This window comes from Antarcticibacterium arcticum, from assembly GCF_007993795.1.
Taxonomy (GTDB): domain Bacteria; phylum Bacteroidota; class Bacteroidia; order Flavobacteriales; family Flavobacteriaceae; genus Gillisia; species Gillisia arctica.
Genome location: NZ_CP042476.1, coordinates 1,584,264 through 1,610,389 on the forward strand (window position 1 = coordinate 1,584,264; position 26,126 = coordinate 1,610,389).

Annotated in this window: 25 protein-coding genes; 14 read left to right on the forward strand and 11 right to left on the reverse strand. The window is 40.4% G+C overall.

The annotated features are described in order from the left end of the window. Positions 1 to 5: 5 nt before the first annotated feature. Positions 6 to 722 (reverse strand): bacillithiol biosynthesis deacetylase BshB1, encoded by a 717-nt coding sequence (gene bshB1 / locus FK178_RS07115; protein WP_146832759.1) that lies wholly within the window; start codon positions 720 to 722, stop codon positions 6 to 8. A 61-nt stretch (positions 723 to 783) separates the two neighbouring features. Further along, complete coding sequence (locus tag FK178_RS07120; RefSeq protein ID WP_146832762.1) at positions 784 to 1,938, reverse strand: trans-sulfuration enzyme family protein; 1,155 nt, start codon at positions 1,936 to 1,938, stop codon at positions 784 to 786. Positions 1,939 to 2,100: 162 nt separating this feature from the next. Here FK178_RS07120 and hutI point away from each other — a divergent pair, with 162 nt between their 5' ends. The 5 genes from hutI to FK178_RS07145 all read left to right on the forward strand — a co-directional run bounded on the left by hutI (position 2,101) and on the right by FK178_RS07145 (position 6,097). Further along, on the forward strand, positions 2,101 to 3,339 hold the full coding sequence (gene hutI, locus FK178_RS07125; protein ID WP_146832765.1) for an imidazolonepropionase: 1,239 nt from the start codon (positions 2,101 to 2,103) through the stop codon (positions 3,337 to 3,339). Further along, a complete protein-coding gene (locus FK178_RS07130; RefSeq protein WP_146832768.1) occupies positions 3,339 to 4,340 on the forward strand; it encodes a formimidoylglutamase in 1,002 nt (333 codons plus the stop codon). Before hutI ends, FK178_RS07130 begins: the two co-directional genes overlap by 1 nt. Beyond that, entirely contained in the window at positions 4,340 to 4,705 is a 366-nt protein-coding gene (locus FK178_RS07135; RefSeq protein ID WP_146832771.1) for a DUF1622 domain-containing protein, read from the forward strand. The genes FK178_RS07130 and FK178_RS07135 overlap by 1 nt, the downstream gene beginning before the upstream one ends. Next, on the forward strand, positions 4,702 to 5,166 hold the full coding sequence (locus tag FK178_RS07140) for a GNAT family N-acetyltransferase (protein WP_146832774.1): 465 nt from the start codon (positions 4,702 to 4,704) through the stop codon (positions 5,164 to 5,166). Before FK178_RS07135 ends, FK178_RS07140 begins: the two co-directional genes overlap by 4 nt. Positions 5,167 to 5,293: 127 nt before the next feature. Continuing rightward, positions 5,294 to 6,097, forward strand: a complete 804-nt coding sequence (locus tag FK178_RS07145) for an MBL fold metallo-hydrolase (protein ID WP_146832777.1) — start codon at positions 5,294 to 5,296, stop codon at positions 6,095 to 6,097. Positions 6,098 to 6,156: 59 nt separating this feature from the next. Here the strand turns inward: FK178_RS07145 and FK178_RS07150 are convergent, their stop codons facing one another. The 3 genes from FK178_RS07150 to glyA form a co-directional block, all read right to left on the reverse strand. Then, positions 6,157 to 7,116: a DUF6929 family protein gene (locus FK178_RS07150; protein WP_146832780.1), complete on the reverse strand. Its 960-nt coding sequence runs from the start codon at positions 7,114 to 7,116 to the stop codon at positions 6,157 to 6,159. Between the two features lie 159 nt (positions 7,117 to 7,275). Beyond that, entirely contained in the window at positions 7,276 to 8,367 is a 1,092-nt protein-coding gene (locus tag FK178_RS07155; protein WP_146832783.1) for a hypothetical protein, read from the reverse strand. Positions 8,368 to 8,455: 88 nt separating this feature from the next. Then, positions 8,456 to 9,730, reverse strand: coding sequence for a serine hydroxymethyltransferase (gene glyA, locus FK178_RS07160; RefSeq protein ID WP_146832786.1), 1,275 nt, complete (start codon positions 9,728 to 9,730; stop codon positions 8,456 to 8,458). A 108-nt stretch (positions 9,731 to 9,838) separates the two neighbouring features. Here glyA and fahA point away from each other — a divergent pair, with 108 nt between their 5' ends. Continuing rightward, a complete protein-coding gene (gene fahA, locus FK178_RS07165; protein ID WP_146832789.1) occupies positions 9,839 to 11,128 on the forward strand; it encodes a fumarylacetoacetase in 1,290 nt (429 codons plus the stop codon). Positions 11,129 to 11,203: 75 nt separating this feature from the next. Here fahA and FK178_RS07170 read toward each other — a convergent pair whose 3' ends face one another. Both FK178_RS07170 and ytxJ read right to left on the reverse strand, forming a co-directional pair. Next, positions 11,204 to 11,566: a hypothetical protein gene (locus FK178_RS07170; RefSeq protein WP_146832792.1), complete on the reverse strand. Its 363-nt coding sequence runs from the start codon at positions 11,564 to 11,566 to the stop codon at positions 11,204 to 11,206. A 135-nt stretch (positions 11,567 to 11,701) separates the two neighbouring features. Then, complete coding sequence (gene ytxJ / locus FK178_RS07175; RefSeq protein ID WP_146832795.1) at positions 11,702 to 12,097, reverse strand: bacillithiol system redox-active protein YtxJ; 396 nt, start codon at positions 12,095 to 12,097, stop codon at positions 11,702 to 11,704. 222 nt (positions 12,098 to 12,319) lie between these two features. Between ytxJ and clpB the strand changes: the two genes are divergently transcribed. Continuing rightward, on the forward strand, positions 12,320 to 14,923 hold the full coding sequence (gene clpB / locus FK178_RS07180) for an ATP-dependent chaperone ClpB (protein ID WP_146832798.1): 2,604 nt from the start codon (positions 12,320 to 12,322) through the stop codon (positions 14,921 to 14,923). Between the two features lie 70 nt (positions 14,924 to 14,993). Here clpB and FK178_RS07185 read toward each other — a convergent pair whose 3' ends face one another. Next, positions 14,994 to 15,179 carry a CsbD family protein gene (locus FK178_RS07185; RefSeq protein ID WP_146832801.1) on the reverse strand — a complete coding sequence of 62 codons (186 nt, stop codon included), beginning with the start codon at positions 15,177 to 15,179 and terminating at the stop codon, positions 14,994 to 14,996. Positions 15,180 to 15,296: 117 nt separating this feature from the next. Here FK178_RS07185 and FK178_RS07190 point away from each other — a divergent pair, with 117 nt between their 5' ends. The 3 genes from FK178_RS07190 (at position 15,297) to FK178_RS07200 (ending at position 18,276) form a co-directional block, all read left to right on the forward strand. Then, positions 15,297 to 16,418: an esterase-like activity of phytase family protein gene (locus tag FK178_RS07190; RefSeq protein ID WP_146832804.1), complete on the forward strand. Its 1,122-nt coding sequence runs from the start codon at positions 15,297 to 15,299 to the stop codon at positions 16,416 to 16,418. A 10-nt stretch (positions 16,419 to 16,428) separates the two neighbouring features. Beyond that, on the forward strand, positions 16,429 to 16,959 hold the full coding sequence (locus tag FK178_RS07195) for a phosphoglycerate mutase family protein (RefSeq protein WP_146832807.1): 531 nt from the start codon (positions 16,429 to 16,431) through the stop codon (positions 16,957 to 16,959). 78 nt (positions 16,960 to 17,037) lie between these two features. After that, a complete protein-coding gene (locus tag FK178_RS07200) occupies positions 17,038 to 18,276 on the forward strand; it encodes a DEAD/DEAH box helicase (protein WP_146832810.1) in 1,239 nt (412 codons plus the stop codon). Between the two features lie 187 nt (positions 18,277 to 18,463). On the opposite strand, the gene ettA is transcribed toward FK178_RS07200, so the two are convergent. The 3 genes from ettA to FK178_RS07215 form a co-directional block, all read right to left on the reverse strand. Beyond that, positions 18,464 to 20,155 carry an energy-dependent translational throttle protein EttA gene (gene ettA / locus FK178_RS07205; RefSeq protein WP_146832813.1) on the reverse strand — a complete coding sequence of 564 codons (1,692 nt, stop codon included), beginning with the start codon at positions 20,153 to 20,155 and terminating at the stop codon, positions 18,464 to 18,466. 108 nt (positions 20,156 to 20,263) lie between these two features. Beyond that, positions 20,264 to 20,746: a DinB family protein gene (locus FK178_RS07210; protein ID WP_146832816.1), complete on the reverse strand. Its 483-nt coding sequence runs from the start codon at positions 20,744 to 20,746 to the stop codon at positions 20,264 to 20,266. A gap of 3 nt (positions 20,747 to 20,749) precedes the next feature. Beyond that, positions 20,750 to 20,929: a CAL67264 family membrane protein gene (locus FK178_RS07215; RefSeq protein ID WP_146832819.1), complete on the reverse strand. Its 180-nt coding sequence runs from the start codon at positions 20,927 to 20,929 to the stop codon at positions 20,750 to 20,752. A 269-nt stretch (positions 20,930 to 21,198) separates the two neighbouring features. Here FK178_RS07215 and FK178_RS07220 point away from each other — a divergent pair, with 269 nt between their 5' ends. The 4 genes from FK178_RS07220 to FK178_RS07235 all read left to right on the forward strand — a co-directional run bounded on the left by FK178_RS07220 (position 21,199) and on the right by FK178_RS07235 (position 26,107). After that, positions 21,199 to 22,827 carry an acyl-CoA carboxylase subunit beta gene (locus tag FK178_RS07220; RefSeq protein ID WP_146832822.1) on the forward strand — a complete coding sequence of 543 codons (1,629 nt, stop codon included), beginning with the start codon at positions 21,199 to 21,201 and terminating at the stop codon, positions 22,825 to 22,827. 2 nt (positions 22,828 to 22,829) lie between these two features. Next, entirely contained in the window at positions 22,830 to 23,735 is a 906-nt protein-coding gene (locus FK178_RS07225; protein ID WP_146832825.1) for a hypothetical protein, read from the forward strand. Further along, on the forward strand, positions 23,719 to 25,371 hold the full coding sequence (locus tag FK178_RS07230; protein WP_146832829.1) for a M1 family metallopeptidase: 1,653 nt from the start codon (positions 23,719 to 23,721) through the stop codon (positions 25,369 to 25,371). Before FK178_RS07225 ends, FK178_RS07230 begins: the two co-directional genes overlap by 17 nt. A 313-nt stretch (positions 25,372 to 25,684) precedes the next feature. Next, on the forward strand, positions 25,685 to 26,107 hold the full coding sequence (locus FK178_RS07235; protein WP_146832832.1) for a DoxX family protein: 423 nt from the start codon (positions 25,685 to 25,687) through the stop codon (positions 26,105 to 26,107). Positions 26,108 to 26,126: the final 19 nt, after the last annotated feature.

A 26,126-nucleotide genomic window follows, 5' to 3' on the forward strand; every position in this document is an offset into this window, starting at 1 on the left:
TAAAATTAAATTAGGTCGAAAATGGAATTCACTGCAGGATAGCGTTCTACAGTAAAGCCCTCGGCGTGGTCTGTGCCTATTAAGCGTCCAAGATCCCTTGCTCTGTAGGTAATACTGTCTAAAAAGTTATCGCTGGATATAGGAGTGTTGGGTTCAAGGCTGTTCTTATCAAAGAATTGGGTTTTATAAGCCAGAACCGATTCCAGTTTTTTTTCTATAAATCCGCTTATATCTACTACAATATCCGGCTCCAGATTTTTCCACTGTATATAGTGATACACATTTCCAGGTCTCCAGGCATCCTGCCGCTTTCCATTCCAGGTAGTTTCAATTTTTCTCAAACCGCTTAAGAAGCATGCATCCCTTACCAGCTGTGCCCCTCGGCCATGGTCTATATGCCTGTCTTCAACCGCATTGCAAAATACGATCTCGGGTTGATATTTTCTTAGAATTTTTATGATCTCTATTTGATGTTCCCTATTGTTCTCAAAAAACCCGTCACTGAATTTAAGATTGGTTCGCATACTCACTCCCAGAATTTCTGCGGCTTTTGCGGCTTCCCTGTCACGGGTTTCGGCAGTTCCACGGGTTCCGAGTTCTCCCCTGGTAAGATCAACGATCCCTACAGTTTTGCCCCTGCTCACTTCCTTGGCAATCGTGCCGGAACAACTAAGTTCTACATCATCGGGATGCGACCCAAAGGCCAGAATATCTAATTTCATGAGTGTGTAATCTAATTTTAAAATTTATACCTTAATCTTTAAAGAATATAATCCCCAGACTTCAGGCTTTTAATTTTTTCAATGCCTGCTCTATATCATTAATAAGATCCTGTTTTTCCTCTATTCCCACGGAAAATCGCAGCAAACCATCCTTGATCCCCTGCTTTTCTCTTTCTTCGGCCGTAAGCAATGCATGGGAAGTAAGAGTTGGAGATAAAATGGTAGATTCTACCCCTGCCAGGCTCATACTGGATTTAATAAGTTGTAATTCCTTTTGAAAGCGGCTGGCATCCAGGCCTTCATTAAGTTCAAAAGACAACATTCCCCCAAAGCCCTTCATTTGAGATTTTGCCAATTCAAAATCGGGATGAGATTTAAGGCCAGGGTAATATACCCTTGCAACATCCGGATGTTTTTCCAGGTATTTAGCCAGTTTTTTAGCCGTTTTATTTTGAGCTTTTACCCGTATCCCCATTGTTTTAATACTTCGTTCCAGCAACCAAACAGTATAATCGCTCAGGCTGCCCCCAAAGTTCTTGGCAAGTTGAAATATAGTATCCATATGCTGCGTAGAGGAAATCACGGCTCCTGCCAGAATATCACTGTGCCCGCCCATATATTTGGTTGCTGAATGTATGACCACATCAATGCCCAGATCGATAGGATTTTGATTCACCGGGGAAGCAAAAGTATTATCAATCATACTTACCAGCCCGTGTTTTTTGGCAATTTCAGCAACTGCTTTTATATTGGTAATGGTGAGCAAAGGATTGGACGGGGTTTCAATATAGATAACCTTAGTATTTTCTTTTATTTCAGCTTCAAAACTTTCGGGATTCAAATCTTTGGTAAAGGAATATTCTATACCAAACTTTGAGAATTCCTCAACAACCAGATTGCTGGTGCCTCCATATAATGTGTTTTGAAAGACTACGTGATCTCCTTTATGTAAAAAAGCCATTAAGGCAGTGCTCACGGCCGCCATCCCACTCCCAAATATTAAAGCTGCTTCCCCGTGCTCCAGGGCTGCAATTTTTTTTGAAAGTGCCACCTGGTTGGGGGTATTGAAATACCGTGGATACCTTTTCACCTCCACATCTTCAAATGCATAGGAAGTTGACATATATAGCGGGGAAACAGCTCCATTATAAAGGGTATCTTCAAGTTCCCCGGCATGGGCGCAAACTGTATTTATTCCGAAAGATTTTGTATCCATAATTTGATGAAGGGAATCTGGTTTAATTTTGGCTCTAATGTAAAAAGAATTATTATAAAACCTTTCTTCTCCCCTCTTTCATAATATAGATAACCTTATCAACATATTTTATAATTGGAACAGATAGCCCTTTATTTATATGCTTCTTTTTATATTTACCTTATGAAAATACTTTTTAAAAATATTCAGGAATTAGTCCAGGTAAGGGATACCAACGTAGAAAAAGTTTCAGGTAAGGAAATGAAAGAATTGCCTTCAATTAAAAACGCCTGGCTTCTTGTGGAAGATGGCAAAATAGAAGGATATGGAAAGATGGATTCCCTTCCGCAACTTTCCGGACATAAGGAAACAGACCTTAGCGGTAGGATTGTATTGCCTACCTGGTGTGATTCTCATACACATCTTGTATATGCCGGTAACCGGGAACAGGAATTTGCTGACCGCATTAACGGACTTTCATATGAAGAAATAGCCAATCGCGGGGGTGGAATTTTAAACAGTGCCAAAACCCTTCAGGAAACCACGGAGGAAGAACTTTACCTTCAATCGGCAATAAGGCTTAAAGAGGTAATGGGCCTGGGAACTGGGGCTATTGAGATCAAATCTGGTTATGGTCTTACAAAGGACGCCGAGCTTAAAATGTTGCGGGTTATAAAAAGACTTAAGGAAGAATTTGAGCTTCCTGTAAAATCAACTTATCTGGGAGCACACGCCCTTCCAAAGGAATTTAAAGATAATAAGGATGCTTATATGGATCTGGTAATAAATGAGATCCTTCCCGAGGTTGAAAAAAATCAACTTGCCGAATATATAGATATCTTCTGTGAAAAAGGGTATTTTACGGTTGAAGACACCAATAGATTATTGGAGGCAGGTGCAAAAGCAGGCCTTACCCCAAAGATCCACGTAAACCAGTTCAATGCCATTGGGGGCGTACAGGCTGGGGTAGAACACAGCGCCTTAAGTGTAGACCATCTGGAAATCCTAAGGCCAGAGGATATTGCGGCCTTACAAAATACGGTTACTATGCCGGTGGCCCTCCCGGGATGTTCGTTGTTTTTAAGCATTCCTTATACACCAGCCCGAGCCATTATTGATGCGGGACTGCCTTTGGCCCTCGCCACAGATTATAATCCGGGCAGTTCGCCAAGTGGTAATATGAATCTGGTAGTTTCCCTGGCATGTATTAAAATGCACATGACACCAGAGGAAGCGATAAATGCTGCAACTCTCAATGGTGCGTATGCGATGGGTTTAAGTAAATCTCACGGCAGTATTTCAATTGGAAAACAGGCAAATTTTATGGTCACCAAAGAAGTTCCCTCCTATGCCTATTTGCCCTATAGCTTTGGAAGTAATTCAATTGACCAGGTATTCATCAACGGAAAAAAAATAGCATAATGGAGGGTTTCAGGATATATGACCATAAAACAGTGGCGGGGCTTATTGTTAAACGTGACGGAGAATCCAAATTTGGAGAAAAGCTAAGTTTTGTAAGCAGTTTTGAAGAAATTGAAAAAAGCGACGCACAGTACGTTCTTTTCGGTATCCCGGAGGATATCGGGGTGCGCGCAAATTCCGGAAAACCGGGAACCTCCCTGGCCTGGAATGCCTGCTTAAAAGCGTTATTAAATGTTCAGGCAAACCAGTATACCAATCCCGAAAATGTGATCCTTCTGGGTGAAATAGATTGCAGCAATGCCATGGAGAAAAGCGGCAATCTGGGAGAGGAGGATCCCAATTACCTCGCCAAGCTGGGAGATCAGGTAGGCAAAATAGATGAGGTGGTTTCAAATGTAGTTTCGGCAATCGTAAGGGCCGGTAAGATCCCCGTGATTATAGGGGGTGGACATAACAACGCCTATGGGAATATTAAGGGCACCAGTCTCGCAATTAAAAGCCCGCTGAATGTCATAAATATTGATGCTCATTCTGATCTTAGAAAAATGGATCACCGCCATAGCGGAAATGGGTTCTCCTATGCACGACATGAAAATTTTCTGGGTAAATACAGAGTCTTTGGAATTCACCAGAATTATACTCCAGATTATATATTTAAGGAGCTGGATGCGTCTTCAACAGATCAATATCATTTATTTGAGCACCTCCTCTTAAAATCTTCTGCTGAAATAAATAAGGCATTTAAAGAAGAACTTAATTTTACGGCACAGGAAGAATTTGGCCTGGAACTCGACTGCGATGCTATAAGTAAATTTCCCAGCAGTGCGCAGTCTCCCACGGGCTTTTCATTTACAATGGTACGAAATTTCATTTCCCTTGCGAGCCAGGAGGAGAACATAAAATATTTCCATATTTGCGAAGCTGCGCCCACTCCCTCTACAGAACTTGAAGTAGGAAAAGCCCTTAGCTATATGGTTACCGATTTTATAAAACCTAGATAATGAATGAATCAATCACAAATCTTATTAAAATAGTATCTCTGGCTATTGAGATAATTGGGATCACCATAATCTTTATTGGGGCGTTACTGGCGTTGGGAAGATTTCTTCTGAAAAAACAAGGAGAAAATTTCAGGTCATTCAAGATCATAAGAGAAGAATTAGGAAGGGCAATATTACTTGGACTCGAATTCCTAGTGGCAGCAGACATTATAGCTACCGTAGTTTTTGATGCCAGCCTTGAAAACATTTTAAATCTTGGATTAATCGTACTAATAAGAACATTTTTAAGTTTTGCACTGGAAATTGAAATTGAAGGAAAACTCCCCTGGAAACAAAGTTCACATAAAACACTTGGTAACGAATGAATATTGAGATAATCTCCTTTAAGCCGGAATATGCAAATGATTTTAAAGAGTTGAATATTGCATGGCTAACAAAATATTTTTGGGTAGAACCCCACGATGAGGAAGTACTTGCGAAACCTCAGAAATATATTCTTGACCCCGGCGGAAATATTTTCTTTATTAAAGATGGCGACAAAATTATTGGAACAGTTGCTCTCATGAAAATTGAGGAAAATGTTTTTGAGCTAACTAAAATGGCCGTTACCCCGCAATATCAGGGACAACAGCTTGGACAAAAGTTATTGGAACATACCATTCAATTTGCCAGGGATCAAGGTTGGAAAAAACTAATTATTTATTCCAATCGTAAACTTGAAAATGCAATCTTCATTTACAAAAAATACGGGTTTGAGGAGATTCCTATTGAACCAAATAACCCTTATGCCCGGGGGGATATAAAGATGAAATTGGAGCTTTCTTAAAAATTTCCCAAAGAAGGGAACTTCTATTATTGGTTATGTAACTTTAAAGAAATAACCGATTAAAAAATGTGCAAATGAACATAGGCGAATTGCTTAGGCCCAATAAAAATCAATAAAAAATTTTCATATGAAACAGTTAATTATGCTCGTGGTACTGGGCACTATTCTTACAAGTTGTAAGAATGAGACCGGTCCCAGGGATGCCGAACTTGAAAAAGGTACTGTCGCCAAAGCAGCTGAGAAAGTAGAAAAAGAAAGAGACAGTATTGAGATCATCCCCATTTCACATGCCACTTCTGTAATAAAATGGGGTGATGTGGTTATCTATACAGATCCTACAGGAGGTGCTGAAGCTTTCCGCGGAAAAGAAAAACCTGATTTTATTCTTATTACCGACATCCATGGCGATCATATGGATGCGAAAACCTTAAAGGCACTGGAAGCCGGTAATACAAAGATAATTGTTCCGCAAGCGGTAAAAGATGCCCTACCCCAGGATATGCATTCGCAACTGGTGGTTTTAAACAATGGCCAAAGCCAGGAATTTATGGGCATTGACATTGAGGCTATTCCAATGTATAATCTTCCCGAAGATCCTGAATCACGGCACATAAAGGGAAGAGGAAACGGCTATGTCCTGGAAAAGAATAATACCAGAATCTACATTGCAGGTGATACCGAAGACATCCCGGAAATGAGAGATTTAAAGAATATAGATATCGCTTTGATTCCAATGAACCTGCCCTATACCATGGATGTGGAACAGGCTGCAGATGGGGTACTGGCTTTTGCCCCTAAAAAGGTCTACCCATACCACTATCGCGGGCAGGATGGCCTGGCAGATGTTGAAAAATTCAAAGAACTGGTAAATGCCAAAAATAAAAAAATAGAAGTAGTCCTATTGAACTGGTACCCCGGGGGCAACAATTAATAAAATTATAATATAAAGACCGGGGAAGGCTTCAAAAAAGCCTTCCCTTTTTTTACAGTTTAAAAAAAGACTTCGGCTTCCAAAAATTCCGATATTCCCCCGTCACTGTCACTTACCAGTATGATATTGGCTTTAGATTCAGTATATGGTGGTATCACGGCAACTGACTCCACTTTTAATGGATAATGGACTGCATTCTCCCCTATTACCACATTTTGAGGCTGTAGGCCATTTTTAAGGTCCTTTAAAGGAATTATTCCCAGAAAACTTCCCAGCACCTCCCCGTCATCTATCCAATTTGAAGTATCTTCTACTGTGGCTGTAAATAAAATACTTTCATTTCCCCTATTAAAAGTGGCGCCGGAAAATCCTGCAGGAATTCCGTTAATCGCCGGCAGGTTTATTTGGAAGATCTCGGCAACCGGAACTTCCATTTTCCCCTCAAGAAAACTTCTGAAGTCCTCCATAGAATACCTGATGATCAAATTCTCTCCCCGGTTGAACAAATATAATTTTCCATTAAAGATTCCCGCGGCTTCAATATTCAACTTTTCTGGGCTTAAATTAGCCTGTAACCGCAGGTTGTTGTAAAAACCGGTTAGATCATATTTGTTTACTAAATGAGGCTTACCCGGAATTAATTCTATTAAAATATCCCGTTCGGGAGATTTGGAACCCGATCCAAAGGCATAAAGTTTCAGATTTTCTTCCTCTGAAAGGGTGAGCGCTTCAAGGTCCGGTTTTTGCATTTTTTCAATAATGCTGTCACCCATATTGTTGGAAGGAAAAAGATTGATCTTTTCCTGGATTTCCATTTTCCTGTTTAACCGAAACAAAAAGGGACTGTTATCTCCTATTACATAGATGCTATTGCCAATAACTTCAATTCCCGAGGCAGAGGCAATACCGGTAAGCTCCTTTTGTACAGTTATTTTAATATGCATTTCTTTTTTTTTACAGCCATATATAAACAGCAGCAGTGTTGCAAATAATAGTGTAAGGGTCTGTTTTTTGATCATAAACAACTGTTTATAAAACTCTTTTAACTGCCATCTTACTTCTGTATTCTCAATATATTACCAAATGTAATTTCAGGGACATTTGTAAGTAGCAATTTTCTTATCTCAATAATCTTCTCTTTTCAAGGTAAACATTTAAAGAAACAGAAGTTTTATTTATTAAAAGGAAATTCCGGTATTTAAAAAAATACCCGTTAAAGTAGGTGTTAGCTCGGTTATAAGGTAAGCCGGGCCAAGGTTAAGCCTTGCTCCTATCCCTACATTTACGGTAGGCAAAGGAAAAATATGCGACTTCATTCCATTATTCTCGTAATCCTTTACCAGGACAGAGGTTTCCCTTATTATAGCGATTCCTCCTCCCGCATATCCATAGGGTTGAAAAAACTTAGCATCTCCCTGAAATTTTACCGCCAGTGGCACAAGGTTGAGGACCTGTAATTTTTTACTCATACTCCCATCTTTAAAATCTGACGGAAATACCCGATCAATTACACGTTGGTTATAAATAACTCCTCTGCTAATTATAAACCTGGTACTTCGTTCAGGTTTTGTATGATTGAAATAAGCCGCTATTCTAAAAATTGAAGAACCAGAATTGAACTGTATGGGCAGTCCTGCCATGACGTCTATGGAATTTTCAAGACGTTCCTCATGAACCGCCAGCGGAAATTCATTTTGGTAAATCTGGTTGTAGTCTATAATATCCTTTTGAATTAATTTTTCAGAAAATCTTATTGCGGAAATTACCGAATCCCCCTTAACATGTTTTAAATTTGAAAGGTAAGTTTTGTCCCGTTTGTTGTAATGTTTCCCATCCTTACCAATGATTTCTTCTTTTACCGGTTTTTTTAAATAAACAATTTTCCCGGAACTGTTATTTACCACAAAAAAATCGGGTTGAAAGCGCTGAGGATGACGCCAGGCAAGGAGATCAATTTTCCCCTTTACCAGGCTTTTGGCGAAAACAAACGACCTTTTCCCATTAATTGGAACAAAAGAATGGCTTTCATATACTCTTCCATTATCAAATCCAAAACCTGTAATCTCCTCTGCTTTATATATCCGGGGACTGCTCTCAATGTCCTTTTTAAACTTTATGCTCCGGGCCATTTCAGCATCTGTGCGTTCTAAAATAAAACCCGATATAGTATCTTTTTCAGCAGCAATAATATAACCGGGCTCCCAGGAAGTTTGGCCTGTTACGGTTAGATAAAAAAAGCTAAATAGTAATACATAAATATTCTTTAACATCCTCAAAACTTAAAACGAATAAAATTGCAACAAAAAGGAGCACTACTTTTTAAAATAATACTCCTTCGATTTATTGTGATCTAAAAATTTAATTGCTGAAAAGTGGTCTTCCCTTCATCATTTCCAGAACCTGCTCCTTCACCTCTGAAAGCTTGTTCTCATCCTCAAAGTTGGTAATAACGCTGTCTATAAGATCAACAATTTGTGCCATATCTTCCTCCTTTAGCCCCCGTGTGGTAACCGCAGGGGTTCCTATTCTAATACCGGAAGTTACAAAAGGAGATTTATCGTCAAAAGGAACCATATTCTTGTTAACCGTAATTTCCGCCTTCCCAAGGGCTTCCTCGGCTTGTTTTCCTGTAATATTCTTATTCCTTAGGTCTATAAGCATCATATGGTTATCTGTTCCACCGGAGATCACCTGGTAATCTTTTTCCATAAATGCGGCAGCAAGGGCTTTGGCATTTTTCTTTACCTGCACCGTATAATATAAAAAATCATCTGTAAGTGCCTCTCCAAAAGCAACAGCCTTGGCAGCTATTATGTGCTCAAGTGGCCCTCCCTGGTTACCGGGGAAGACTGCGCTGTCCAGCAATGCAGACATCATTTTTAAACTTCCGTTCTTTAGTTTTTGTCCAAAGGGATTTTCAAAATCTTTCCCCATCATTATAATACCACCCCTAGGGCCTCGCAGAGTTTTATGAGTGGTTGATGTTACCACGTGGCAATGCGGTAACGGGTCTCCCAGTAATCCTTTGGCTATAAGGCCTGCAGGGTGTGCAATATCGGCAAAAAGAATAGCCCCTATACTATCTGCTATCTCTCTGAATCTTTTATAATCTATCTCCCTTGAATATGCAGATGCCCCTGCAATGATCATTTTTGGCCTTTCTTTTTCAGCAATTTCTGCAACCGCATCATAATCAATCAATCCGGTCTCTTTATCTACACCGTAAAAAACCGGCTCGTATAATCTTCCGGAGAAATTTACAGGAGAGCCGTGAGTTAAATGCCCCCCGTGAGAAAGGTCAAACCCAAGAAATTTATCTCCCGGTTGAAGACATGCGTGGAAAACTGCAGTATTAGCCTGAGAACCTGAATGGGGTTGTACGTTGGCATATTCGGCATTAAAAAGTTCCTTCAATCGCTCAATGGCAAGGTTTTCTACTTTATCTACCACCTCACAACCGCCATAATAACGCTTGCCGGGATAACCTTCAGCATATTTATTGGTAAGCACAGAGCCGGCTGCTTCCAACACATTCTGGCTTACAAAATTCTCACTGGCTATTAATTCCAAACCGTTCATTTGACGGTTTTCTTCTTCTTTAATAAGATCAAAAATTTCCGTATCTCTTTGCATTATATTTTTTTACGTTAAATATTAATCAAAAGTAATAATTACATTCGGTTAATAGTGGGAAAATAATATATTTGAATGGAATACAATTAAGAATAAAACAAAAAATTTATGTCTATTACTGCAAATGATCCCAATAGAAAAACCTGGTTGGACATCCCTGAAAATACCGATTTCCCTATACAGAATATCCCTTTCGGGGTATTTTTGACGCGGGACGATATTATCACCATAGGTACCAGAATTGGAGATTATGCTATTGATCTGGGTGCTTTACACCAACTGGGATATTTTGATGGAATTCCATTGACCGATGATATTTTTCTTCAGGATACATTAAACGATTTTATTTCAGATGGAAAAAAGACCTGGAGACTTGTGCGAAACAGGATCGCTGAGATCTTTGATATAAAGAATACCACCCTTAAAGAAAACCAGGACCATAAAACCATTGTCCTTTTTACTTTAGACGAAATTGAAATGCAACTGCCTGTATTGGTAGGAGATTATACAGATTTTTATTCCAGTAAGGAACACGCCACCAATGTGGGTACAATGTTCCGTGACCCGGATAATGCCTTATTACCAAACTGGCTTCATATTCCTGTGGGGTACCATGGGAGAAGTTCTTCAATAATACCCAGCGGTATCCCCGTACACAGGCCGCAGGGACAAACTTTGCCCAATGGCGCTACAGAACCGGTATTCGGGCCTTCCAGGCTTGTGGATTTTGAATTGGAAATGGCATTTATAACCACAGATGCAAATGCCCTGGGAGAACCTATTCCAATTGAAGAAGCCGAAGATTATATTTTTGGATTGGTTTTATTTAATGACTGGAGTGCAAGGGATATTCAAAAATGGGAGTATGTGCCCTTGGGACCATTTCTTGCAAAGAATTTTGCTTCCTCGGTTTCCCCCTGGATCGTAACGCTTGATGCTCTGGAACCCTTCCGGACTGAAGGGCCAAAACCTGAAAAACCCCTGCTTCCCTACCTTAAATCTAAAGGGAAGAAAAGTTTTGATATTAAACTTGAGGTGGCTTTGCAACCTGAGGGCGGGGAGGAAACAACTTTAGCCCATTCCAATTTTAAGTATATGTACTGGAATATGAGCCAGCAACTGGCGCACCATACTATCAACGGATGCCCTGTGAATTCCGGAGATATGATGGGATCTGGTACCATATCAGGCCCAACCCCAGATTCTTATGGCTCTATGCTGGAATTATCATGGAGAGGGGAAAAACCCATAAAATTAATGGATGGCAGCGAGCGCAAATTTGTGGAAGACAATGATACCGTCATTATGCGCGGTTATTGTGAAAGCCAGGGAAGACGCATAGGATTTGGAGAAGTAAAAACCAAGTTACTGCCTGTCTTTCAACCCAAGAAAAAATAATTATAAACAGTATTTAATGAAAAAGCCACAAGTTGAAACTTATGGCTTTTCCTTTTAAGAGATTGTCAAAACTAACTAACTTCTTCGCTCATCATCATTTCTTCTGTTTTGCTCATCTCTTTGCTGTTGGCTACCTTCTCTTTGACCCTGACCCTGACGGTCATTGTCTTCGGTTGATTCATTATAACCCCTTGGGCTGGCCTGTTGATTTCTTTGTTCCTGGTCCCAGTTCTTATTCTTTTCCCGTCCTTCATCCTGGTGCTGTCCCTGGGCATGCTGGCCTCTTTGTTCCTTGTCCCAGTCTTTTTGTTGCTCTCTGCCTTCCCCCTGGTGTTGTCCCTGGGTTTGTTGCCTTCTTTGTTCGTCCTGGGTGTTTCTTTGATTTTCGTTCTGGCGATTTTGGTCACGGTTATGACCTTGGTTCTGTTGATTTTCCATAATTAATATTTTTTAATGGTTAATAATTATACATACCAATTTATAATACTTCTCAAATTTTAAATTATTGATTAGCACTATTTAACACCAAATATTAATTTTATTTAAACAGGCAATAAATGACCATGAAGTTGGTTACACATGATGCTGAAGGGTGGCGGCCTTTATCTCGCTGTGCGAGCCATCATAAACCACTTTTCCATCCTTTAATATTATCAACTGCGGACTTTCATGAGGCACATTGAATTTTGCTGCTATCTTATTGGAAATATCCCTGTGACTTAAAAGATCAAGAAAATATAACTTTATCTTCCCGTCTTCCAATGCATATTCCTTTTCAAATTGACGCAATACCATATTACTAATTCCACAGCGGGTAGAGTGCTTTAAAATGGCGACCGGTAACACATAAGAATTCTTCACAATTTCATCCAGGGTTTCCATATCGTGAAGATCTATCCAGAGAACTCTTTTAATCTCGTTCTTACCTGTTTCATCTTCACTTTTAAATATTCTATCAAATAATCCCATTTTTTAATTTTTTATGAAATGTAAAATTAAATCTTCCCTCCCTAAAACTTCCCTATTAATTTATTAAAATTTCGAAAAACAGGATATTATCTTCTTATCTTAAGGTAACAATTTAATTGATTGCCAGACATTTTGTCGCCTAAAACCCCGCTATAACAGACATTTTGACTGCCTGTTGGTGATGGTACATGCTTTGCCAACCTAATTCAAAAAAAGGTTATTATGAATTTCAACAATTTTACGATAAAATCACAGGAAGCTATCCAACAGGCACAACAACTTGCCCAGGAATTAGGCCACCAGCAAATTGAGAATGAGCATATTTTTAAGGCGATCACGCAAGTAGATGAAAATGTGGCCCCCTTTCTTCTGAAAAAACTAAATATCAACCTAAATCTGTTCAACCAGATCCTGGATAATACTTTACAAAGTTTCCCCAAGGTTAGTGGCGGGGAAATAATGCTTTCCCGTGAAGCTTCCCGCGCCGTAACAGAAGCCGGATCTATTGCAAAAAAAATGAATGATGAGTATGTCTCTATAGAACATCTCATAATCGCAATATTCAGATCACAAAGTAAGATAGCCCAGATCCTGAAAGATCAGGGAGCTACAGATAAGAATTTATTGGCCGCTATTGAGGAATTAAGGAAAGGAGAACGCGTTACCTCCCAAAGTGCTGAGGAAACCTATCAATCCCTGAATAAATATGCAAAGAACCTTAATAAAATGGCCGAAGAAGGAAAACTGGATCCGGTTATTGGAAGGGATGAGGAGATAAGACGGGTATTGCAAATACTTTCAAGAAGAACTAAAAATAATCCTATGCTGGTTGGTGAACCCGGCGTGGGTAAAACCGCTATTGCAGAAGGCCTTGCCCACAGGATTATTGCGGGGGATATCCCTGAAAATTTAAAGGATAAACAAATCTTTTCCCTGGATATGGGAGCACTTATAGCCGGTGCCAAATACAAGGGTGAATTTGAAGAGCGCCTAAAAGCAGTGGTAAAGGAAGTAACTACCAGTGAAGGAAATATAGTGCTGTTTATTGATGAGATCCATACTTTGGTAGGAGCCGGTGGCGGCCAGGGAGCAATGGACGCAGCTAATATATTAAAACCCGCGTTGGCGAGGGGAGAATTGCGCGCCATTGGAGCCACGACCCTGGATGAATACCAGAAATATTTTGAAAAAGATAAAGCCCTCGAGCGTAGGTTTCAGAAGGTAATGGTAGATGAACCGGATACTGAAAGTGCTATCTCTATCCTGCGCGGGATTAAGGAAAAATATGAAACCCACCACAAGGTGAGGATAAAGGATGAAGCCATTATCGCTGCAGTTGAACTTTCCCAGCGCTACATTACCAATCGGTTTCTGCCGGATAAAGCCATTGATTTAATGGACGAGGCCGCCTCAAAACTGCGAATGGAAATAAATTCCAAACCGGAGGAACTGGATGTCCTGGACCGGAAGGTTACTCAATTGGAAATTGAGATCGAGGCAATAAAAAGAGAGAATGATGAAGTAAAATTAAAAACCCTGCAAAGCGACCTGGCTAATTTGAAGGAGGAACGCAACGAGCTTAATGCCCGTTGGATGAATGAGAAAGGGGCAGTAGATTCAATTCAAACAGCAAAATCTGATATTGAACAATATAAACTGGAAGCCGAACGTGCCGAACGGGAAGGAGATTACGGAAAAGTAGCAGAAATTCGCTACGGAAAAATTAAGGAAGCCCAGGAAAAACTGGAACAATTGCAAAAACAGCTTGATGAGAATGAGGACAGCCATACCCTTATCAAAGAAGAGGTTACTTATGAGGATATTGCAGAAGTGGTTGCCAAATGGACCGGTGTACCGGTTACAAAAATGTTGCAAAGCGAACGCGACAAGTTATTAAAACTGGAAGACCAGCTACATAAAAGAGTGGTAGGACAGGAAGAAGCGATCATTGCGGTAAGTGATGCTGTACGACGTAGCCGTGCGGGATTACAGGACCAGAAGAAGCCTATAGGAACCTTCCTGTTTTTGGGAACAACCGGGGTAGGAAAAACCGAACTGGCTAAAGCCCTGGCCGAATATCTCTTTGATGATGAAGCTGCGATGACCAGGATTGATATGAGTGAGTACCAGGAGCGTCACGCTGTAAGTCGCCTGGTAGGAGCACCTCCGGGATATGTGGGTTATGATGAAGGTGGGCAGTTAACCGAGGCTGTACGTAGAAAACCCTATTCAGTAATTCTCCTGGATGAAATTGAGAAAGCGCATCCAGATACCTTTAATATCCTGTTACAGGTTCTTGATGAAGGCAGGCTTACAGATAATAAAGGAAGGCTAGCCGATTTTAAGAACACCATCATTATAATGACCTCCAATATGGGATCTCATATTATCCAGGAGAAATTTGAGGCGGTGAAGGATATGGAGACAGCTATGGAAAGCGCCAAGGTTGAAGTACTTGCGTTACTGAAACAAACTGTACGCCCAGAATTCATAAACCGGATAGATGATATCGTGATGTTCACTCCCCTCTCTCAAAAGGACATTAAAGAGATCGTGGGACTACAATTAAAAGGGGTAAGGAAAATGCTTGGAAAACAAGGTATTGTTCTGGACGCTACAGATGAAGCAATAAATTTTCTTGCTCAAAAAGGATATGACCCTCAATATGGGGCCCGTCCTGTAAAAAGGGTGGTGCAAAGGGAAGTCCTAAATAAACTTTCTAAGGAGATCCTTTCAGGAAATGTGCATACTGACAGTATAATTCTTCTGGATGAATTCGATAGCACCTTGGTTTTCAGGAATCAGGAAGCTGTAGGGATTGATTAAAATTTTATATTTAAAACAAAAAAACGGGCTGAAATATCAGCCCGTTTCTATTTATAAAAAACAACAATTACTATAAACGGTCTATCTCGTCTTTTAGTTCTTCTTTAGACCTTCCTGTTTTTTCCTGAAGTCTACCTAACATTTCGTCAAATTTACCTTCAGAGTAGTAAAGATCGTCATCGGTAAGATCACCGTAACTTTGTTTAAATTTACCTTTTACTTGTTTCCATTTTCCTTCTAACTGATCATTATTCATAACATTGGTTTTAGTAATTAATAAAAATAAAAGTACCCATCACCCCTTCTAAAATGTCTCAAGAAACTCCCATTTTTATCTTAAGGATTTGTTATTTTTGATTTTTTACCAGAATTTATGAAAAAACCGCTCTTTTTTCTCCTAATACTCTTGCTTACCACTGCCTGCGGAACCCCTAAAAAGATCTATAATGACAGCCTTCGTATCACCTTTCTGGATGATTTTATTATCCCGTCAAATTTGCAGTTTGAAGGTACCACGGTGGGAGGACTTTCAGGAATTGATTATGCTAACGGCACCTATTACCTGGTGTGTGACCACTCCGGCAACCCGCGGTTCTATACGGCAAACATAGAATTAAAAGGAAAAAAGATTGATACGGTAATCCTCACAGGTGTCACCTCCCTGGAAAGGACCTCCTCCTTTCTCAGAGATAAAACCCTGGATCTCGAGGCAATTAGAAATAATGAAAAGACGGGCAGTATTGTTCTAACAAGCGAGGGTTCAATTCAAAATGGTAAGGACCCTTCCATTTTTGAGGTAGCTAAGGATGGAAGTTATATTTCACATTTTAACCTGCCTGCTTATTTTCTGGCAGAAGGAGAGCAGAAACCCAGGAACAACGGTGTTTTTGAAGGTCTTGCAGAAAGTTATGATACCTATGCCTGGTGGGCAGGGATGGAACTCCCTTTGGTTGAAGATGGCTCAAAACCCAAATTATTTCCCACCAAATCCCCAATAAGGATTACGCGCTTTGAGAAAGAGTCCCGCGAGGCATCCCGCCAGTTCATACTGCAACTGGGAAATATCACTAAAATACCCTGGCTTTATTTTGCAGTGAATGGATTGACAGAACTTTTGGAATATGCGCCGGACCGTTTCCTGGTTTTGGAAAGAGCATTTTCCGCAGGACATGGCACCAATGGTAATACCGTAAGACTTTTTGATATTGATGCCCGCGGCTCAACCAATACACTTGGGCACACTAACCTGAGAAAAGCCGATTACAGTGAAGCATCAAAAAAACTTGTGTTTAATTTTAAACACATACGAAAGGACCTTAAAGAAAAGATCATTGACAATATAGAGGGTATGACATTTGGACCCGATCTTCCCAATGGAAATAAAACCCTGTTACTGGTATCAGACGATAATTTCAGCAGCCTTGGTAGGCAAATCACTCAAATAATACTTCTTGAAGTTGAAATAAGATCACCCGGAATCACTAATCTTAAATAATAGCTTTCCCATGAAAAAAATAATTCTCTTATTAATCCTGGCAATCACGGCCTGTAAATCGCCCATTAAAGATCCCTCTGCGGAAGCCAATGAGGAAACCCAGCAGGCTACGGTGTATTACTTTATAAGGCATGCAGAAAAAGATACTACAGATCCTGATGAAAAGGATCCCGAATTAATTCCTGCGGGAATTCAAAGAGCTGAAAAATGGGCCGGAGTGTTTAAAGATATTTCCTTTGACCATATTTATAGCTCCAACTACAAACGCACCAGGGCAACAGCTCAAAAAATTGCCGATTCCCAACAGAAAGATGTGGAGATCTATGACGCTTCCAAATTGAATGATGAGGAATTTCAAAAGAAAACAGAGGGAAAAACCGTGCTGGTGGTAGGTCACAGTAACACCAATCCGCAATTTGTGAATTTTATTCTTGAAGAAGATAAATACGAGGATATTCCGGATGCGGAAAATGGCAGCCTTTTTATTGTCTCTGTTTTACCAAATGGAAAAAAATATAGCCAGGTCCTTTATATAAATTAGAAAAGCGACTTTTCTACATTTTTTCAGGTTTAAGCTTACTGATAAATTAGCTTTATCTTTACAGCTTAAATTTTGCTTATGGTATTCAATGATCTTCCGCTTTCCAAACCAATTCTTGATGCAATAGAGGAATTAGGACACCACACTCCTACTCCAATTCAAATAAAAGTTATTCCCGAGGTGTTGCGTCGCAATGATGTTTTGGCCTCAGCTCAAACCGGGACGGGAAAGACAGGAGCCTTTGCGATCCCTTTGCTGCAGCTATTAAACAAGAAATACGGCGAAGAGAGCAAACCCAAAAAACTTCCGGTTCTTATTTTAAGTCCTACCCGGGAACTTGCGGTACAAATAGACCAGAATATTAATGCTTATGCAAAATTTACCGGGATTAAATCGGGAGTGGTATTTGGCGGAGCTTCAATGCAACCACAGATCAATCTCTTAAAAAATGGATTACATATTCTTGTGGCTACCCCTGGAAGGTTACTGGACCTTAGAAAGCAGGGTTACATAAACCTTGACGATATTGAGGTGCTGGTAATTGATGAGGCAGATCTCATGCTGGATATGGGATTTATTGATGAAGTCCAAAAGATCATAAGGTTATCTCCAAACCTGGAACAGCGACTTATGTTTTCGGCAACTATTCCACCCAAAGTCCAGGACCTTGTCAAAAATTTATTGCAAAATCCGGAACGCATCGAGGTAAGCCCGAACTCTTCGGCAGCTACTGAGGTGGTTCAGAAAATATACATGGTTCCAAAGCCCGATAAGATAGAACTGTTGCTTTATGTGATGCGCAATCTTATAAAAGACAAATCGGTGCTTATCTTCCGCAGGACAAAATTTGGAGTGGAAAAAGCGCTGGAATCCCTCACAAGAAATGGATTTAAAGCCGATGCCTTACATGGTGATAAACCTCAAAGTGAAAGAACACTTGCCCTAAACCGGTTTAAAAATAAGGAAGTCAATATCCTGGTCGCTACAGATCTTGCGGCCCGTGGACTTGATATTGACCTGTTGGATTATGTGATCAATTTTGACATTCCCAACCAACCGGAGACCTATGTTCACCGTATTGGTCGCTCAGGCCGGGCGGGAAATGTTGGGGCATCTCTCTCTTTTTGCAGCGCCGATGAAAGGACTTATATAACCTTTATTGAAACCATGATTGGTAATAAGATCCCGGTTGAGGATAATAATCCCTATCCTCTTGACAAAGAAGCAAAACCCCAGGTTCACAAAAAGAAGGGCAGCAAACATAAACCCGGCCGAAAAGGCAGCGGTTCTAAAGCGAATAAAAAACGGTGGTATTAGCGGGGTTGTAGGTTTTAGGTTGAAAAAAAAATTCACAGTTCAAAATTCAAAGTTATGGTTTTATTTAGAGTGGAATTAGTGACTATCGACTAGAACTATAGACTACAGACTACAATCTACAGTCTACCCACTTAACAAAAAAAGCCCCGGGAAACCCGAAGCTTTTTTACTATTAGATGCAAAGTTGTTATCGTACCAATTTCTTGTATTTGATTCGCTTCGGCATTAAATCGCCGCCAAGACGTTTTTTCTTATTCTCCTCATAATCCGAGAAACTACCTTCAAAGAAATACACCTGGGAATTACCTTCAAAGGCAAGTATGTGGGTACAAATTCTGTCAAGGAACCACCTGTCGTGAGAGATCACCACGGCACAACCGGCAAAATTTTCCAAACCTTCCTCCAGTGCTCTTAAAGTATTTACGTCAAGATCATTGGTAGGCTCATCCAGCAGCAGCACGTTTCCTTCTTCCTTAAGCGTCATTGCAAGGTGCAACCTGTTTCTTTCACCCCCCGAGAGCATGCTTACTTTTTTATTTTGCTCGCTACCTCCAAAGTTGAATCGGCTTAAATAAGCACGTGAATTTACCTGTCTCCCTCCCATCATGATCAATTCCTGCCCGTCGCTGAAATTCTGCCATATTGATTTTTCCTGATCAATATTTGAGTGCGCCTGGTCTACATAGGCGATCTTTACGGTTTCCCCAACTTCGAAACTTCCTTTATCTGGTGTTTCTTCTCCCATGATCATTTTGAAAATTGTGGTTTTACCGGCACCGTTTGGTCCAATAACCCCTACAATTCCCGCCTGCGGAAGTTTAAAATTAAGATCCTCATAAAGCAATTTATCGTCAAAAGCTTTGCTTACCCCTACTGCTTCAATAACATTGGTCCCCAACCTTGGCCCATTAGGAATATAGATCTCCAGCTTTTCATCCATTTGCTTTTGATCCTGGCTTAATAATTTATCGTAGTTGTTCAAACGGGCTTTTTGTTTGGTTTGTCTTCCTTTTGGAGACATTCTGGCCCATTCCAATTCACGCTCAAGGGTTTTCTGGCGCTTACTGGCTTGTTTTTGTTCCTGTGCAAGGCGCTTGGATTTTTGATCCAGCCAGGATGAATAATTTCCTTTCCAGGGAATTCCTTCTCCCCTGTCCAGTTCCAGGATCCATCCTGCAACGTTATCAAGGAAATACCTGTCATGCGTTACCGCAATCACGGTTCCTTTATATTGTGACAGGTAATGCTCCAACCAGTGCACAGATTCTGCATCCAGGTGGTTGGTAGGTTCATCCAGCAGCAATACATCCGGCTCCTGCAACAACAATCTACATAAAGCTACCCGGCGACGTTCCCCTCCGGAAAGCAAACCAATTTTTTTATCGGGCTCCGGGGTGCGCAATGCATCCATGGCAATTTCAAGTTTTGTATCCAGTTCCCAGGCATTGCTGGCGTCTATTTGATCCTGTAAGGCTGCCTGCTTGTCCATAAGCTTCTGCATCTTATCTGCATCTTCATAAACCTCTGGCAAACCAAACATATCGTTGATCTTGTTGTATTCATCCAGGATCGCAACAGTTTCAGCAGCACCTTCCTTCACAACTTCAAGAACCGTTTTTTCATCATCCAGTGTTGGCTCCTGCTCCAGGTAACCCACTGTATAACCCGGTGAAAAAACCACATCACCCTGAAAGTTTTTTTCTTCTCCCGCAATGATTCTGAGCAAAGTAGATTTTCCCGAACCGTTAAGTCCCAGGATTCCTATTTTGGCTCCGTAAAAAAAACTTAAATAAATATTTTTCAGCACCGGCACATTGGCTCCGGGATAGGTTTTGGTAACTCCGCTCATGGAGAATATCACCTTATTATCATCTGCCATTTCAATTATATTTTTTGGTTAAATCCTATTTTTAAGCAGGTGGACCTGCCCTTTTTATTCCTTTACAAATATCATTATTTTAATTTCATAAAACCAACCGGCTTCACTTTAATCGGGATTATGTAAGCCCAGGTATCTTAAAACAATCAGCATTTGCCCTGAATGGTAGGCTGTATGTTCAATTACAAGAAGTACTTCCCGAAGGAGGCTGTGTGCCGTATTATTTCCTACCATTCCCAATAACTCTGTATGAGGGGCGAGAAGATGATCAATTAGCAGTTGTCTTTCCCGGAAATAATCTTCTTTCAATTTTTCCCAGGCAATACTATTTACGGGAGATTTTTCCTGTGGCCAATAATCGGCAGGCCATGAATGTTCTTTATATTCCCTGGAGGTACAATAGTCCAGGATATCTTTTTGTGTAAACCTTATATGGTAAAAGAGTTCATAAAAGGAATAAGGAAGATCTTTGGGCCTAAGGCCCAGTTTTTCAAAAGTAATTTCTTTGAGAAGCTCCTCTACCGGCATAAAAGCCTCCCCGCCCTTTAAGTGGGAAATGAGCTGCAGTTTGATTTGAGCACTCCCTTCCATGAATTATACCCTGCCTTTAAGCGCATTAAAGGCCCAGGACATTACAAAAAACCCTATCCCCACCGTTGAGAAGCCAATAGCATAATCGCGATATTTAAGTACTCCAAGAAGTACCAGGGCTATCCCAATAAGCAACATAAAAAAGGAGGCCCACGCAAAAATCGTATTCTTATTCATTCCCATAAATTCCCGATTTATTCCGCGCCGGTTTGGAATTCACCCACACCTCATCTAAATTAAATTACAGAAGAAGGCCAGGATATTCCGTAGTGGCACTTATATACAAATATCGCATATTTTAATGATTTTACAGCCTCTTAAAATTGTCTCGTTTTTGTATTTTAGCCAAGTTTCCAATTAAAAGAATAGAAAATATTCAGCTTGTTGAAAGGAAATCTCTTTTGATAATTTCTAAAGAATTAGTATTAAAAAATTTAAAACATACACAGCATATGAATCTTAGCTTCAATAAAAATGAAGATCATAATAAATTATTAGTTTCCAGCCTGAGACACAGGCTTACCAGGGTAAGACTTGGCGGTGGTGAAAAACGTATTGAAAAACACCACGAAAAAGGCAAAATGACTGCACGGGAGCGAATTGATTATTTATTCGATGACCCAAAGAATGCCATAGAAATTGGAGCTTTTGCAGGTGATGAAATGTATAAGGAGCACGGGGGCTGCCCAAGTGGTGGCGTGGTAGTGAAAATTGGGCATGTTTCGGGAAAGCAATGTATTTTGGTTGCAAATGATGCCACTGTTAAAGCAGGAGCCTGGTTTCCAATTACCGCTAAAAAGAATCTAAGAGCACAGGAAATATCTATTGAAAACCGTTTGCCCATTATTTACCTGGTAGATAGTGCGGGGGTTTATCTCCCAATGCAGGATGAAATTTTTCCCGATAAAGAGCACTTCGGAAGGATCTTCAGAAACAACGCAGTGATGAGCAGTATGGGAATTACCCAGATCTCGGCCGTGATGGGAAGCTGTGTGGCCGGCGGTGCTTACCTCCCTATTATGAGTGATGAGGCCATTATTGTGGAAAAAACGGGAAGTATCTTCCTGGCAGGAAGTTATCTGGTGAAAGCTGCCATTGGCGAATCTATTGATAATGAGATCCTGGGAGGAGCAACTACTCATTCTGAAATTAGCGGGGTGACAGATTATAAAGCCAAAGACGATAAAGACGCCCTGGATATTATCAAAAATTTAATGGATAAGATCGGGGATTTTGACAAAGCGGGCTATAGCAGGAAAGAATCTGTGAAACCAAAGGAAAACCCGGAGGATATATATGGAATCCTTCCAAAATTAAGAACAGAGCAGTATGATATGCACGAGATCATCGCCAGGTTGGTAGATGGATCTGAATTTGAAGAATATAAAGAAGGGTATGGCCAAACAATAATTACCGGCTATGCAAGAATAGATGGATGGGCTGTGGGAATTGTGGCCAACCAGCGAAAGATCGTTAAGACCCGTAAGGGAGAAATGCAGTTTGGGGGAGTGATCTACTCAGATTCGGCCGATAAAGCCACGCGATTCATTGCCAATTGCAACCAGAAAAAGATCCCCTTGGTATTTTTACAGGATGTTACCGGCTTTATGGTAGGGAGTAAAAGCGAGCATGGAGGGATCATAAAGGACGGGGCAAAAATGGTGAGCGCAGTAAGCAATTCAGTAGTTCCTAAGTTCACCGTGATCATAGGGAATTCATACGGGGCAGGAAATTATGCCATGTGTGGAAAAGCCTATGACCCAAGGCTCATTTTTGCCTGGCCAAGTGCTGAGCTCGCCGTTATGGGCGGAACCCAGGCTGCAAAAGTACTGGCGCAAATAGAGACCGCTTCTATGGCTAAAAAAGGGGAACCGGTAGACGCCGACCAGGAAAAAGAAGTTTTTGAAAAGATAAAAGCCAGGTATGACGCACAAACCTCTCCCTACTATGCCGCCGCACGATTATGGACAGATGCTATAATTAATCCGCTTGATACGCGTAAATGGATCTCCATGGGCATAGAAGCCGCCAACCACGCCCCTATCACAAAAGATTTTAATCTTGGGGTGATACAAACTTAATTATGAAATTATTTCTCACCATCCTTTTAATTACTTTCTGCCTGCCTGTTGTGGCGCAGGTTCAAAACAAAACCAATGTTATAAAATCTGTTTATATCCCTTTAAAAGCTTATAAGGCAACCGGTAAAACTCTTACGGCACAGGATACATTGGATTTTAGATTCAATAAGAACGATACCCTGGTAAAGATGCCCGAAGATTATGATATCGAAGCACATGCCAAAGGGATAAGGGTTCCTTATGAATTTAAAAATGAAGAATTTCTTAAAGTTTATAAGAATACAGTTTTTAATGATGATGTTAAGTCACCCCGGAAAAAACCAACCATAAAGATATGGAGAGATGAAATAAAGATTTATTTTGAACCTACAGTTCCCCGTTCTCACCGAAAGGAATTGATGACCATGGCAAATCAATTATCTGCTGAGATCGATTCTTTGAATATCACCCAGGTGAGGAACCGTGGGAAGGCTAATTACCTCGTTTACTATATTACAGATAAAAGTAATCTTGATTTGGAGCCCCGTATAACCGATCCAAAAAAAGGATACTACATACACTGGAACGGAAGGCAACAAATAGAACGCGCAATGCTGAAGGTTGATTCCCGCCTCCTGTTCAACGAAGAAGATCAAATTGAAAATCTCAAATCTACCTTCTTTATGTCCCTTGGAATGTTCCATCTTACCCGGCAAGTACCACATAACAGCTTTTTGTCCTACTCCAGTATAGGAAAGGAACTTACTTCAATAGACAAGGAAATTCTAAAATATCACTACTCATACGGGATATGTAAAGGTACCACTCTTGAGGCTTTTGCAAATACCCACGCATCTTACCTTGAAATGATCAAAGAAAATCCCAATTCCAAATTATATGTAGTTCACTCTCATGATTATTTTAAATAAAAAAATACTACTCCCGGTACTGGCAGCATTATGCTGCCTGTCCAATCTGGATGCCCAGGTAGTTGGCGGCAAACAAGAGAATTATAACCGGGGAGATACGCTTCGCGGTTCGCTGCGGGCAGAACGGTCCTATGACGTACTGAAATATCACCTGCAGGTAAGGGTAAACCCAGAAGAGCAGTTTATTTCGGGCTCTAACACCATCACCTTTGAAGCCGAAGAACAACTGCCCGTAATGCAAATTGACCTGTTTGAGAACATGAAGATAGATTCTATTCTTCAGCAGGATGCTTTTTTGGAGTACAATAGGGAGTATAATGCTGTGTTTGTTCACCTAAAACAATCCCTTAAAAGAGGGGAAAAGGATTCCATAAAAGTTTATTACTCCGGGAACCCGGTGATTGCTGAAAACGCTCCCTGGGATGGTGGCTTTGTTTTTGAAAAAGATGAAGAGGGAAATCCCTGGATTGCCGTGGCGGTGCAGGGTACGGGTGCAAGTTTATGGTACCCCAATAAGGATCACCAAAGCGATGAACCTGAAGAGGTATTGATAGAAGCAGAAGTTCCCAATGGGTTAATGAATGTTTCCAATGGAAGGTTTGCGGGTAAAAAGGATCTGGGAGATGGATATACACGCTGGAGCTGGAAGGTGTCCAACCCTATTAATAATTACAACGTGGTTTTAAATATTGGAAATTATGTTCATTTCCGGGATAATTATAAGGGCCTTGATCTTGATTACTATGTGCTGCCTTACAACCTGGAAAAAGCCAAAGTACAGTTTGAAGAAGTAAAGCCAATGATGGAATGTTTTTATGAGAAATTCGGCGAATATCCCTTTGTGGAAGATGGCTTTAAACTTATAGAAACTCCCTACCTTGGAATGGAACACCAGAGTGCTGTTGCCTACGGAAACCACTATTTGAACGGGTACCTTGGAAGCGACCTTTCGGGAACGGGGATTGGTTTAAGATTTGATTTTATCATTATTCACGAATCCGGGCACGAGTGGTATGGAAACAGCCTAACCGCAAAAGATATTGCAGATATGTGGATACACGAAGGTTTTACGGCCTATTCAGAAGCTGTTTATATTGAATGCCGCTGGGGAAAAGAGGATGCCCTGGAATATTTGAAAGGTACCCGCCGGGGAATAGGAAACCGCACAACCATTATTGGAGATTACGGGGTAAATTCTGAAGGTTCGGGAGATATGTATTACAAAGGTTCAAATTTATTGAACACCATTAGGAGTATTTATAATAATGATGAACTGTGGTGGAAGACCCTGAAAGATTATACACTTACCTACAAACACAAAACTATAGATACCCAAACCACTGAAGCATTTTTTGATGATGCCACAGAAGTGGACCTAAAACCAATTTTTGATCAATATTTAAGGCATACAGCTATTCCGGAATTACAGTTCAAAAAGGAGGGGAATACCATCTCTTACCGCTGGAAAACAGATGTGGAAAATTTCAAAATGCCGGTGGATATTTTCGTGAAGGGTAAAGAAAAGAGATTGAACCCTACTTCTACCTGGAAAAAATTGCAGGAACAGGTAAGTGGCAAAAATGATATTGAAGTAAAAGAATCCGGGTTCTATATTACTACCACTTTTCAGGAATAAAATTTAAAGCATTTCAGCATTTACACCTGCAGGAACTAAACCTGCAGGTTTTTTATTTTCTGTTTTGTAATCTTCGGGCCCACTTAATTTTACAATTGATGGGAAACCTAAAGCGCTAAAGCTGCAGGAAATACTTATTACTTAGAAGAATCCTGCCACCTGTTTTTTGAAAAAAAATGAAAAAATATAGGTTAATGGTTTTCTGACCAGACTTCCCTCCTGCGCTTAAATAAGGGCAAGATTAAATTTTAATTGACCCTTATTAAGTATGTCGCTAATTTTCAGTAACTTATACTGATTAAATTTTAATGTGATGATAACAATAAGATCTCTTAATAAGTGGGCCAATGCGCATACTTATTACCCGTTAGACTTATTAAGGGTTGCATTGGGAGTTTTCTTTTTTATTAAAGGGATCCATTTTATTTCTCAAAGTCAAACCTTAATTGAACTCATTAGTCCACTTGAAGGATTTGCAGGCGCGATGCTTATAATACATTATGTTGCCCCGGCACATCTTGTAGGAGGTATTTTGATCGCCTTTGGTTTACTTACCAGGTGGGCAGTATTGGTCCAAATTCCAATTCTCATTGGAGCTATTTTAATTAATTTTGTAGGGGAAATGGTCCCGGCAGATCTATTGATTGCCGTGATAGTGCTGCTTATTAGCATTTTCTTTATATTCTATGGCTCCGGTAAACACAGCGCAGATTATATGATAAAAATGGGGTATTGATCCTGGATTGTTAGAAGAA

Excerpts from the sequence above, each read along its gene's own strand:
- bshB1 (WP_146832759.1), bottom strand. The coding sequence starts at position 722 with ATGAAATTAGATATTCTGGCCTTTGGGTCGCATCCCGATGATGTAGAA.
- FK178_RS07120 (WP_146832762.1), bottom strand. The coding sequence starts at position 1,938 with ATGGATACAAAATCTTTCGGAATAAATACAGTTTGCGCCCATGCCGGG.
- hutI (WP_146832765.1), top strand. The coding sequence starts at position 2,101 with ATGAAAATACTTTTTAAAAATATTCAGGAATTAGTCCAGGTAAGGGAT.
- FK178_RS07130 (WP_146832768.1), top strand. The coding sequence starts at position 3,339 with ATGGAGGGTTTCAGGATATATGACCATAAAACAGTGGCGGGGCTTATT.
- FK178_RS07135 (WP_146832771.1), top strand. The coding sequence starts at position 4,340 with ATGAATGAATCAATCACAAATCTTATTAAAATAGTATCTCTGGCTATT.
- FK178_RS07140 (WP_146832774.1), top strand. The coding sequence starts at position 4,702 with ATGAATATTGAGATAATCTCCTTTAAGCCGGAATATGCAAATGATTTT.
- FK178_RS07145 (WP_146832777.1), top strand. The coding sequence starts at position 5,294 with ATGAAACAGTTAATTATGCTCGTGGTACTGGGCACTATTCTTACAAGT.
- FK178_RS07150 (WP_146832780.1), bottom strand. The coding sequence starts at position 7,116 with ATGATCAAAAAACAGACCCTTACACTATTATTTGCAACACTGCTGCTG.
- FK178_RS07155 (WP_146832783.1), bottom strand. The coding sequence starts at position 8,367 with ATGTTAAAGAATATTTATGTATTACTATTTAGCTTTTTTTATCTAACC.
- glyA (WP_146832786.1), bottom strand. The coding sequence starts at position 9,730 with ATGCAAAGAGATACGGAAATTTTTGATCTTATTAAAGAAGAAGAAAAC.
- fahA (WP_146832789.1), top strand. The coding sequence starts at position 9,839 with ATGTCTATTACTGCAAATGATCCCAATAGAAAAACCTGGTTGGACATC.
- FK178_RS07170 (WP_146832792.1), bottom strand. The coding sequence starts at position 11,566 with ATGGAAAATCAACAGAACCAAGGTCATAACCGTGACCAAAATCGCCAG.
- ytxJ (WP_146832795.1), bottom strand. The coding sequence starts at position 12,097 with ATGGGATTATTTGATAGAATATTTAAAAGTGAAGATGAAACAGGTAAG.
- clpB (WP_146832798.1), top strand. The coding sequence starts at position 12,320 with ATGAATTTCAACAATTTTACGATAAAATCACAGGAAGCTATCCAACAG.
- FK178_RS07185 (WP_146832801.1), bottom strand. The coding sequence starts at position 15,179 with ATGAATAATGATCAGTTAGAAGGAAAATGGAAACAAGTAAAAGGTAAA.
- FK178_RS07190 (WP_146832804.1), top strand. The coding sequence starts at position 15,297 with ATGAAAAAACCGCTCTTTTTTCTCCTAATACTCTTGCTTACCACTGCC.
- FK178_RS07195 (WP_146832807.1), top strand. The coding sequence starts at position 16,429 with ATGAAAAAAATAATTCTCTTATTAATCCTGGCAATCACGGCCTGTAAA.
- FK178_RS07200 (WP_146832810.1), top strand. The coding sequence starts at position 17,038 with ATGGTATTCAATGATCTTCCGCTTTCCAAACCAATTCTTGATGCAATA.
- ettA (WP_146832813.1), bottom strand. The coding sequence starts at position 20,155 with ATGGCAGATGATAATAAGGTGATATTCTCCATGAGCGGAGTTACCAAA.
- FK178_RS07210 (WP_146832816.1), bottom strand. The coding sequence starts at position 20,746 with ATGGAAGGGAGTGCTCAAATCAAACTGCAGCTCATTTCCCACTTAAAG.
- FK178_RS07215 (WP_146832819.1), bottom strand. The coding sequence starts at position 20,929 with ATGGGAATGAATAAGAATACGATTTTTGCGTGGGCCTCCTTTTTTATG.
- FK178_RS07220 (WP_146832822.1), top strand. The coding sequence starts at position 21,199 with ATGAATCTTAGCTTCAATAAAAATGAAGATCATAATAAATTATTAGTT.
- FK178_RS07225 (WP_146832825.1), top strand. The coding sequence starts at position 22,830 with ATGAAATTATTTCTCACCATCCTTTTAATTACTTTCTGCCTGCCTGTT.
- FK178_RS07230 (WP_146832829.1), top strand. The coding sequence starts at position 23,719 with ATGATTATTTTAAATAAAAAAATACTACTCCCGGTACTGGCAGCATTA.
- FK178_RS07235 (WP_146832832.1), top strand. The coding sequence starts at position 25,685 with ATGATAACAATAAGATCTCTTAATAAGTGGGCCAATGCGCATACTTAT.